Source organism: Shewanella denitrificans OS217 (assembly GCF_000013765.1).
Classification (GTDB): Bacteria; Pseudomonadota; Gammaproteobacteria; order Enterobacterales; family Shewanellaceae; genus Shewanella; species Shewanella denitrificans.
The window spans coordinates 2252671-2263131 of the sequence record NC_007954.1; the positions used below are offsets into that span (position 1 = coordinate 2252671).

Here is a 10461-nt window from a genome sequence, read left to right on the forward strand (position 1 = left end):
CCCCTACTTTTTTCAATTAACGAACATGTTTCTCCCTTGAGCAAACAACGCTCGAACCGAGGCATATTGGCGATTAAATGGTTAGTGGCAATTCTGATTAAATAACATGAATAATGTAAAAAAGGAAAAGTCCCAGCGGGACTTTTCCTTAAAAAATTGAACACTTGTTCTTGCTTACATTGGTTTGGATTACTGGGTGGGTTGAGTAATCGTATTTTGATCTAAGGTCACTGCGGTTTGGGCTAATAGCCTTCCGTTGACACTTGCCCCCGTATTGACAGTAATGCCCTTTTTAGCCAGAACAATGCCTTCAAATTGTGCCGTGGTGCCTATTACCGCACCTGTGCCGCCGCCAACTTGCCAGAAGACATTCTTAGCTTGTGCGCCGCCGGTTAAATAAATGCTGCTGCCATCGGCCATTAGCACATCGCCGGCTACTTGGAATATCCACACATCATTGGCTCCGCCGTTAAGAGTGACATCTGTCGATACTAATACATCAGTCCCCCATTTATACAAACCAGCGGATAAGGTCTGACTACTGAGATCACCTGCATAAAGTTCTGTAAAATCAGGGGTCGTTCTGCCTGCTGCATCGGCATAAGCAGTGCCCATATCCAGTACTGCGTTAGCTACTAAGGTGTTATCAGGTGCGGTTCCTGCAAAACAACTGCTATCGCCACTGCCGGTATACGCCGCATCTGCGCCGTAAACAATGCCCGTAATATCACTGCAAAAAACCGTGTCCATGGAGGCGGCTGTAATAGGACTTGCCCCAATGTTTCCTGTGATATTGGATGTCGGCACATTAGTGATACCGGACTTAGAAAGGATTGCCATGTTGCCAGCAGATCTTAGGTTAACAAAATAGGGGCCCGCGGCAGCGTCAAGACCTGTGGTGAAACTCCACACATAGCTTTCAGCTAAGGCATTCGCTGGGATTGCCAAATCAGTTATTCCAGTCGTGAGTGTTGCGGTATAAATGGTATTGGTTTCCAAGTCAGTGTCAGGTAGGAAAGTCACTGTGGTGTTGCTGTAGTTGATGGTGCCTGTGACTAAGGTAATGCCATTCGACAAGGTAAAATTGCTAGTGTTCACGCTGTTTGGTGCTAAAAACTCACTCATTTCAGCTGTAATACTGCGGTTAATAGCAAAATTGACCTCTGTATTTAGCGGGTAGGTCGCCTTTACGGAGGGCGCAGTGGTATCCGGCGCTGCTGCAGTCGTGAATGACCAGACTTGCTCATTCGCCAATGGGATCCCTAAGGCACTTTTAACCTCTCGGCTAATCTTAGCTGTATATAGGGTGGTGGCAGTAAAATCATTGCTAGGAGTCAAAATTGCGGTATTACTGGCGTTATCTAAGCTGACAGTTGCCATTATTGGCGCTTCATTGCCTGTCGCTACGGAAAAGTTCACTTCGTTTATTGTGGCCGTATCCATGGCTTCACTGAACGTGACACTAATTTGTGAGTTAGTTGCCACATCAAGGGTCAGATCGGCAATATTGCTTGAAATGATGATAGGTGTGCTTTGTGCTGGCTCGTTATTATCACTATTACAACCCGCCATAAGCGTCGTCAGCAGTATGCTTGTCATCCATAGGCTACGGCTGTCTATTCTGTGGTTCACTTTCATTGGGTTTATCCTTTTGGTAATTGAATGCCGATAAAAACGAATATCTGTTTAACTGGATCCTTATCGACAGCCTAGTTATACAGGGCTCTATTCAGCTTCACTGTATGCCGGCATACATAAGGAAAATTTTTATCTGGGGAAAGCGAGCAAAAAAAAGTCCCTGAAGAATGGGACTATTAGTGGGAAAGCCGAGCCACGGATGAAGATTGCATTCAGCTACTGGGTTTTGCTCGTTTGGGTATCGGTCTTAGTCTTGATAAATTTTGCATCTGCTAATAAACCATCAGACAATAATCTATCTAACTCAGTTTTGACGACTTGGTAACATTCGCAGCTCTTCAGTTCAAGTTTAGCCCGATCCAATACACTAATGTGTCCTCGCCTATAGCTAATAACCCCTGCTTGTTGCAATTTACCAGCAGCAAGACTTATGCCTTCGCGGTAGACTCCCAACATGCTGGCCACTAATTCATGGGTCATGACTAACTCATTGGTGGGCATGCGATCTAAGGTCAATAACAACCAACGGCAAAATTGCTGCTCTAAAGAATGATGACGATTACACACAGCTGTCTGTGACATTTGGGTCATTAAAGCTTGGGTATAACGCAGCAACACCCGCTGCAATAAACCTGAACGATCAAACTCTCGCATCAAAATTTTCTTATTCAAGCGATAGCCATAACCCGCAGTCTGCACCACAGCTGAACTTGCCGTGGTATTGCCCCCCATAAATAGAGACACACCCACGACACCTTCATTGCCGACCCCAGCCGTTTCGGCCGTGGCGCCAGATGAAAGCACATAATGCAGTGAAACAATGCAAGTTGTCGGGAAATAGACGTACTCTAATCCAGAGCCTGGTTCATAGAGAAACTCTCCAAGTGGCATAGGCACTAATTCTAAATGGTCACTGAATGACTCAAGCTCCACCTGCGGCAGAGCCGCCAGCAAATGATTTTGCGATGGGCTGTGCGATGAGCTGTGCAATACACTGGTCGATTGACGCTGACTCACATCAGCTGGTTTCATTAGCGTCATAATTAGCGACTCACGTTATGAAAAACAGCGGCTGTGGTAAGCTCGACCCCAAAACCACGGTAGCCGATAAAACGCGCCGACTGATTAAACATAGGCTCGCCACTGACCAGATATTGTTGCTGTGTACCATCGACATTCACACGGCTTAAAAGGTAATCGAGGAAGGGCTTGCGGGCGACAATCATGGTTTGTAATTCTGTGCGCTGCGCTTCATTCCAACCGCTGGATTTACCTTTAGCTTTAGCCGTTGAGGGCTCCATACTCGTTAAAGACCCCGTACACTCTGCAGCCTCTTCATAACCTACAGGGTTTCCGTCGGGGAAAGCCTCGGAGTCAAACCCTAATATCTGCTGAACCGGGCCTAAGAAACGTGTAAAAGTTCCCTGCTCATCTTGCTCCCAATACCAATCTGAAGCTAGCTCAATCAGGCTCCGGTAGCGCGCCTCACTGTCTTTTAATTCAAGGGTTCGCTCCTGCACAGTTTGTTCCAATTGCTGATTGTAGTTCTCGAGTTTTTTATACAAGAGACGAACTTCAAGCATATTGCGAATTCGAGTATTGACTTCAATAATATCAAAGGGTTTGGCAATAAAATCTTTAGCTCCTGCTGTCAATGCCCGTAATTTATGATCCGGTTGGGCGGTAATAACCAATATTGGCAAATAATCATTAATGGCCAGTTGCTTCAGCTGCTTCATTACCTCAAAACCATCCATCAGAGGCATTTGTAAATCGAGTAAAATCAAGTCGTAGTCATTGCTACGATGCAAGTCAACCACAGTCAATGGGTCCATCGTTGAATCTATACGCGTATAACCGGTTTCCGTAAGCATATCTTGCAATAACAATACGTTAGCCTGCTGATCGTCGACAATCAGAATGTGAGCCTGATGAATATCTTGTTCAGAAATCATAAATCATAAATCATACCTTGTTGGAATAGTCATAGGACTCGAAATGAAATGACCCAAAGTTATTCGCTAAGGGTAATATCATTATCTGCGGGTTCATTATTGCCATTGGTGAACGTCGAGTTTGCCCGGGCAAAATTCAGCGCTTCGATAAACTCAGAAATTCGGATGGGTTTAGTCAGATATCGTAGGAAACCGCAGGCTAATCCTTTCTCAATATCCCGGGGCATAGCATTAGCACTGATGGCTAACACGGGAATATGAGCCGTCAGTGGATCATTTTTAAGGATAACCAGAGCTTCAATACCACTGATCCCTGGTAAGTTGATATCCATCAAAATGACATCTGGCTGCTTAACCCGTGCCAGTGCGATGCCTTGATGGCCTTCTCTGGCACTTAACATAGTCACATTAGGTAAATCACAGATTATTTGCTGGACTAGCAGTAAATTGGCTGGGTTATCTTCAACATAGAGTAAGCTAAATTTACTTTCCTCTGCAGATATCTGTGGCATCAATTCAGCAGGTACATTGCTGTTGTTGACTAAATTAGGGGTGAGATCCCGCGCCAGTTCTATCCAGAATTCGCTACCAACCCCAACCTGACTCTTTACGCCGATAGTCCCGCCCATGAGTTCAACTAATTGCTTGGTGACAACCAGACCTATGCCAGTGCCTTCTTGGCTGCCACTTTCTTGCCCCAATCTATTAAATGGTTGAAAAAGTTGACTTATATTGGCTTCTGACAAACCATAACCGTTATCTTTTATGGTTATCCTAATGCGATCCTGCAGTTTATCTATCGCTTTTACCTCAGTGCATTCCACAGTTATAGTGCCGTGTTGTCGATTATATTTAATGGCATTGGTCAGCAAGTTGATCAACACCTGTTTCAAACGGGTGTGATCGGCATTGGCATGCAAAGCATGGGAAAAAGGCAGAAAGTTAAGCCTAATTTCACGCTTGAGTGCTTGTGGCTCTACCATAGCTTTACTTTCATTGATGACATCGATTAATAAAACCGACTCTCGTGATAATGACAACCGGCCCGATTCGATTACCGCTAGATCGAGGATTTCATTGATAAGCGATAGCAGATACCATCCTGCCTTGATGATCTGTTGAATTCTAACTTCTTGGGTATGGGTCAGCGTAGGTTGACCTTTTTCCAATAACTGAGCAAAACCTAAAATGGCATTAAGGGGCGTGCGCAACTCATGACTCATGCTGGATAGAAACTCCGATTTTGCTCGGTTAGCCTTCTCCGCGATAGCCTTTGAGGATTCAAGCTCAGCATTTTTGTCCTGTAAGGTCGCTGTGAGTTGCTCTCTTTCTTCCTCAACTTGGATCCGCGCAGTATTGTCAGTCCCTATGAGTAAGAAACCGATAATCACATTGTAAGCATCACGCAAGGCGGTCACTGAGACCACAGCTGGAAAGCGGCTGCCGTCTTTACGAATATAGGTCAGTTGATAAATATCCTCGATGCCGCGGCTGGCTTTAAATACCAAGGCTTCAAATCCAGGTGCTATAGAGGTTTCAAGCTCTTTACTGAGCTGTGCAGCTCGCAGCACCATTTCCTTGGGGTCTGATATATCGGCGGGGGTGATTTTATCCATCACTTCGGCGGCGGTATAACCTAGCATGCGCTCCGCCCCTACGTTAAATATTTGGATAACGCCTTTGGCATCCGTGGCGATACTGGAGAAATTGGCACTATTAAAAATGGCTCGCTGCAAGGCGCCCGCTTTAAGTAGCGCCTCTTCAGCACGCTTGCGGGCGGTGTTGTCTGTGCCTATTAAGAGATAACCGATAATATTATTATGGGCATCGCGAAGTGCGGTGACTGACACTATTGCCGGAAAACGGCTGCCATCTTTACGGATATAGGTGAGTTCATAAATGTCTTCAATGCCTCGACGCGCCTTAAACACTAACGCATCAAACCCCGGTGTAATTGGGGTATCAAGTTCATGACTCAAGGCTCTAGCGCGTATCACGATTTCTTGGGGTTCAGAAATATCCGCTGGGGTTAATTTATTTATCACGTCAATAGCCGCATAACCTAGCATGCGTTCGGCGCCGACGTTAAAAATTTGAATGACCCCCTTCGCATCCGTGGCGATACTGGAGAAATTAGCACTGTTAAAAATGGCATTTTGCAACGCCCCTGCTTTGAGCAGCGCCTCATCTGCACGCTTTCGTGCGGTAATATCCCGCGCTGCGGCAAATAATCCCAACACTTGCCCTTTGTGATCTCGATAAACCGAAGCGTTATAAAGCACATCGATAAGGCGACCGTTTCGGTGGCGTATTGTCAGCGGATAATCTGTCACTGAACCATTGGAAAAGGCTTCTCGATAGCCTTTATTGGCTTCATGGGGGTCGGTGAAATAATGTGAGAAATCCGTGCCTATTAACGCTTCTCTGTCCAGCCCAGTTGCCTTAATGGAGGCCTCATTGACGTCAGTTATCTTGCCACTAAGGTTAATTGTGACCAGCGGATCTAGGCTCGCTTCCAGCAAACTTCGAGCATATTGGGACGCCTGCCATAATTTGTCATCGGCTTCCTTGCGAGCACTGTTATCTGTGCCTATCAACAAATAACCAATGACTGCAGCGGTTGCATCACGCAAGCTGGTGACTGATACCATAGCCGAGAAGCGGCTGCCATTTTTACGAATTAAGGTCAGTGGATTAATGTCATCGAGATCATGTTTGGCTTTGAACACTAAAGCCTCGAAACCTGGCGCAATATTGTCGCCAAATTCTGTACTCAGCGCTGCAGCGCGGGCGACCAATTCTTCATTTAAGGTTATGACGGCCATGGACAGCCTATTGCAGACTTCATCACTGCAATACCCCAACATTTGTTGAGCTCCCATGTTAAACAGTTGGATGATGCCGTGAAGGTCTGTCGTCATGCTAATAAAACTGCGGCTATTATAGATAGCATTTTGGAATGTCTGATCGGTGACCTGATCAGGTACTAGGGAGTGAGTTCCGCCGTCTTGTATGGCTGAAGCCGACTTTATCGTTTTGAATTTTCTGATATAAACCCTTATCTATGAGCGCTAATTTTTAATCTTTGCTGAGAAACGCCCCTTGACCTACCCCTATAAAGTCTGGCGGGATAGCACAAAGTCTAATTTTAAAAAGTAGAAAATTCGCTAGCAATAATCCAAGTTGGAGATGAGCAAAGGGTCTGCGGCCTAGATGATGGCGTGCCTTCATCATAGTCTATATTCGGACTCTAACCTAAATATCAATTCCCTGATTAAGGTGCAAGATATTGGTGTTTCCCCCTTATGTACTTAATGACGAATATGGTGACGACATACAATCTTTAGTCTGATACTGAAAAAGCCGTGCATGACAACACTAGGCCAACGACGCCTTTCGGTATAGTGAGCTTATGTAACAGACAACTTAAGTGGTAAGGATATCGACAATTCAAGTCACTCAAGACATGACTGAATTTGCGTCAACAGTATGGTCTGATGTTAAATAAAAATTACAACACTCACCTGACTTCTTCGAGGGCGTGGCCATATTTAACTGACCACGACACTCCCAACATCGACAACTTTTTTGAGTTAAGTAGAGTACAAGGAATAAATCATGCTATTTATTGTGGCTATCCTTATTTATTCCATCCAAGCCTGCAAAAATACAAAAAATTAAATCTGGTAAAAACACTTTAAACAAAAACCAAGAAAATAATAAAGAGAATATAGATAAAGCGATTACATAAAAACCTCCTAGCATCGGAGTGCCTTGAATTACAGCCCCCAGACCGCCACTTAAACCAACCAATCCAGCTGTAGCTTTGCCAGCCCAATCATAAAATGAGTCAAAACGCCCACCATTTAATGACAATGAGACATGTTTATCAGGATGAAAATAGAATGTACCTGGTATCACTCGCTGTTTCTTAGTCGATTCAATATAACCACCCGATTTAAATCGAATAACCAGTTGATATATAGAGAAAAAAACTAATGCTAACATTGAAATACTATATGCCCACTCTGCAATCCCGTAGAAAGAGACAACAATGTTTATCATCAATACATTATACGACAACGCAAACAGTGTAATAATATTCGTCCAAATCAAATATCCAACATTTAAGCGGTTATTAAAAATAAAACACAAACCACCTAGCGCAACTAAGAGCCACCAAGTTTTTAAAAAACAAAACAGTAATGGTTCTACATTATCAAGTAATGGGGGGTAGATCATTACTATCCCCACAAAAAACAAAGCCATTACTGACACACCAGATGAAAGATAAACACCTTTTTTCACCTCTGAATTAATTAACGCCATCCAGCCTCTTTATATACATCTTCAACATGATAAGCAGCATAAATGCCCGCAGCAGTACCCACCAGAAACCCAATAACATTACCAACAACAGGAATAACAGTCCCCCCTGCGGCTCCGACTGCTGCACTTACCGCGATTGTTGTTAGTATCCCTGCTGAAGACGCTACAACTCCAGAACTAACACCTTTTATCACATCAAGCCCTGCATCTTTTGCAAATTCAGTGCTTGCAAAATGTTTATTGTCATCAATAGCATACTGGAAAGTTGTTCCTACGACAGCCAATGGCGCCCCCCAAAGGCCACCAGAAGCTGCAGCCCTAGCAAGATTGGATGGTGCATGAGTTAATACATTAGCAGCCTTCCACATCTGATGCTTACCCTGAGAATTATTCGCGGCATAACCCATACTCACTACCGGTTTACCATTTTTACCTGCTGTAGGGTCTATAGTCCCATACACAAAACCTGTTCCTGCTGGTTTTTTTAACGCATATGAAACATTACTTTGATTATAACCAAAAACACCAAATTTCCCCTTTGAGCTAACAACAGATTGACCACTATATGCTGAAACAGCTTCTTGTAAACCAGTGACAACATTAAAAATAGCGCCTGGAGTTGACTGTCTACCTATAGCCTCATTAACATATGGGGATATGTTTTCTAAATCAACCCAACTTTGATTTATTTTTTCCAACCAATTTTGTTGTGAAGCTGTTGAAGTTACGTCTGTTGTTTTATTCTCCCCTCCATCTGGGAAAACATAACCGTCAACCCAAGGTCCTGGCCCTCTAGGTACGACATCGTTAGGGACTGGCACATCTGTCAGAGAAATTTCCGTGCCTTCACCAAGTAACATCTTGGCATTCGCCAGAGTCTCTTTAACCTTAAACATCTGCGCTTCATGACGCTCAGTTAATGCTGCTAAATCGGCTTTTAATTCAGCACTCGTGACATTGGCTTTTTCTGCAATACTTTGACGTCCATTTTGCATGCGTTCAACGTCGGCCTCGTTACTGGATTCGATAGCTTGATTTTGTGCGGCAAGTTTACCAGCGGTGTCAGTCGCTAACTGTTTCGTCATGCGATTTTCAGCGGCAGCCTGAGAGGCCGCAAGCTGGGCATTCACCCTAGCTTCAATTTTCCGGCTCACCTCTTGCGCTAACTTGGCAGTATTTTTCTCCATCTCGACTCGATTTATGCCTGCTTTTGCTTGGCTACGGTTGATTTCAGAGCCGACGGAATTACCAAAGGCATTCATGGCCACTTGCTCACAATAAATCAGGCCAGCCACACAATAAATCAGGCCCAATAAATCAGGCCAGCCATGATAAAACAACAACATAATGCACTTTGGGTTTACGCTCAAGTCACGGTAAGTCACTGAACAGCGAAAAGGCTAATATGGTTGGGAACAAATGAATAAGGATGTGCTTAAAAGGGTTACTTGACTGAAAAACGGTGATTTTTAGCAAGAGTAACCCAAGCCATTCTCTGGTTGGCCATTTTGAAGGGTAAAGCCTATGAAATAGGCTTGAAGTCAGCCTGCTTTTAGGTGCTGGCAACAGCTGGCGAAGTGTCGGCGACGTTTTTCTAGATGCTCGCAATAGCGCGTCAGCTCTTGAAGTGTGCCCACGGGGCCATGAAATAACTTACCAAATTCTGTGGTAAGTTTGAGCCAATTTTCTTGAGGGATATTCAATCGAGTGAGTAACTTAGCGCTATTTGTGCTGATTGCACCTCGCTTGTCGTTGCGAATAATACGTCCAGTATCGTCAACCAGTTCAAGATAATCTTTCAATGCAAATGCAATACCTTTGGGTTGGTTTTTACGCTCATTGCCAATGAACGGTAGCAAGTTATTAGGTTGCTCTCCTTTCAAGGCAGCCTTTATTCGCAGTTGAATACTGGTATGGTCTGAGTACTCTGGGGTATCTGCCATCTTGGCTCTGATGGGATTGAGGTCGACATAAGCCATGCAAGCGAGTACAGCAGCCTCATCAAGCAAAGCTTGCGACTTAAAACGCCCCTCCCAGAAACGACCAGTGCAGTTATCTTCTTGATTTGCTTGTCTTGCTATTGGCTCGTTTAAACAGCGCATGAACCAAGAAATATCGCTTAATCGGCTGCGATATAAAGCAACTGTGTGACTAAGCTGCAACTGTTCATAATCTTCAAGCGTTTCACCCTGAGCAAACTTTTTGGTTGTATCAGTACCCTTAAACAATTGATGCCAATGGCTTATTACCTCAACATCAGACCAGCTGTTAGCTTGATAGATGTCGATACTGAGCACAACATGCAAATGATTACTCATCACTGCAAAAGCTGCTACATCAATCGCGAAAACCTCCGCTAATTTAAGCAGTTGAGCTTCTACCCAAGCACGTCTGTGGTCGTAGTTTTTACCAGAAAACATATCATCGCCGCAGAGAAAAGCACGGCGAATAACGCGACTACAACAATGGTACATAGGAGTGTCTTCCACACTCACCTGACTTCTTCTAGGGCGTGGCATATGCTCACCTTCGTCAATGT

The 10461-nt window shown here is 44.4% G+C and carries 7 protein-coding genes; all 7 read right to left on the reverse strand.

Features of this window, described 5'->3' with window-relative positions; translation table 11 throughout:
- Positions 1-189: 189 nt before the first annotated feature.
- The 7 genes from SDEN_RS09995 to SDEN_RS10025 all read right to left on the reverse strand — a co-directional run bounded on the left by SDEN_RS09995 (position 190) and on the right by SDEN_RS10025 (position 10441).
- Positions 190-1638, reverse strand: coding sequence for an ice-binding family protein (locus tag SDEN_RS09995; RefSeq protein WP_011496354.1), 1449 nt, complete (start codon positions 1636-1638; stop codon positions 190-192).
- A gap of 216 nt (positions 1639-1854) precedes the next feature.
- Positions 1855-2679: a Crp/Fnr family transcriptional regulator gene (locus SDEN_RS10000; protein ID WP_011496355.1), complete on the reverse strand. Its 825-nt coding sequence runs from the start codon at positions 2677-2679 to the stop codon at positions 1855-1857.
- Positions 2680-2681: 2 nt separating this feature from the next.
- Positions 2682-3593: a response regulator gene (locus SDEN_RS10005; RefSeq protein WP_011496356.1), complete on the reverse strand. Its 912-nt coding sequence runs from the start codon at positions 3591-3593 to the stop codon at positions 2682-2684.
- A 59-nt stretch (positions 3594-3652) separates the two neighbouring features.
- On the reverse strand, positions 3653-6514 hold the full coding sequence (locus SDEN_RS10010; RefSeq protein WP_083759649.1) for a PAS domain S-box protein: 2862 nt from the start codon (positions 6512-6514) through the stop codon (positions 3653-3655).
- Between the two features lie 700 nt (positions 6515-7214).
- Positions 7215-7922 (reverse strand): hypothetical protein, encoded by a 708-nt coding sequence (locus tag SDEN_RS10015; RefSeq protein WP_011496358.1) that lies wholly within the window; start codon positions 7920-7922, stop codon positions 7215-7217.
- Positions 7913-9268 carry a hypothetical protein gene (locus tag SDEN_RS10020; RefSeq protein WP_041405755.1) on the reverse strand — a complete coding sequence of 452 codons (1356 nt, stop codon included), beginning with the start codon at positions 9266-9268 and terminating at the stop codon, positions 7913-7915. Before SDEN_RS10020 ends, SDEN_RS10015 begins: the two co-directional genes overlap by 10 nt.
- A gap of 195 nt (positions 9269-9463) precedes the next feature.
- The gene (locus SDEN_RS10025) at positions 9464-10441 is read right to left on the reverse strand and encodes a hypothetical protein (RefSeq protein WP_011496360.1); all 978 of its coding nucleotides are present in this window, start codon (positions 10439-10441) and stop codon (positions 9464-9466) included.
- Positions 10442-10461 lie beyond the last annotated feature (20 nt).

Excerpts from the sequence above, each read along its gene's own strand:
- SDEN_RS10015 (WP_011496358.1), bottom strand. The coding sequence starts at position 7,922 with ATGGCGTTAATTAATTCAGAGGTGAAAAAAGGTGTTTATCTTTCATCT.
- SDEN_RS10025 (WP_011496360.1), bottom strand. The coding sequence starts at position 10,441 with ATGCCACGCCCTAGAAGAAGTCAGGTGAGTGTGGAAGACACTCCTATG.
- SDEN_RS10020 (WP_041405755.1), bottom strand. The coding sequence starts at position 9,268 with ATGTTGTTGTTTTATCATGGCTGGCCTGATTTATTGGGCCTGATTTAT.
- SDEN_RS10010 (WP_083759649.1), bottom strand. The coding sequence starts at position 6,514 with ATGACGACAGACCTTCACGGCATCATCCAACTGTTTAACATGGGAGCT.
- SDEN_RS10005 (WP_011496356.1), bottom strand. The coding sequence starts at position 3,593 with ATGATTTCTGAACAAGATATTCATCAGGCTCACATTCTGATTGTCGAC.
- SDEN_RS09995 (WP_011496354.1), bottom strand. The coding sequence starts at position 1,638 with ATGAAAGTGAACCACAGAATAGACAGCCGTAGCCTATGGATGACAAGC.
- SDEN_RS10000 (WP_011496355.1), bottom strand. The coding sequence starts at position 2,679 with ATGACGCTAATGAAACCAGCTGATGTGAGTCAGCGTCAATCGACCAGT.